The 232-nt window shown below is 64.7% G+C and carries 1 pseudogene; it reads right to left on the bottom strand.

From position 1 onward, the window contains the following. Positions 1–41 precede the first annotated feature (41 nt). Positions 42–232, bottom strand: a pseudogene (locus tag LD028_RS09580) (hypothetical protein); the annotation flags it as partial.

Genomic DNA, 232 nt, shown 5'->3' with positions numbered 1-232 from the left:
CCGCCCCGCCAGCCGGAAAAACAGCGGCAGGCTGTGCAGGCCTAGGCTTTCAGCCATTCGGGCACGCGCTCGGCGGCGATGATCGTCTCGGCGCTGATCCGGTCGGCGACAATCGCATAGCGATCGCCATCGACCATCACTTCGGGCACCAAAGGCCGACTGTTATAGGTCGATGCCATTGTCGCGCCATAAGCGCCGGCAGTGCGGAAAACGGCGAGATCGCCCGAGGCGA

It is taken from the genome of Anoxybacillus sp. LAT27 (assembly GCF_022030075.1).
GTDB lineage: Bacteria > Bacillota > Bacilli > Bacillales > Anoxybacillaceae > Anoxybacillus > Anoxybacillus kestanbolensis.
This window is presented reverse-complemented; position numbering and strand designations above follow the sequence as displayed.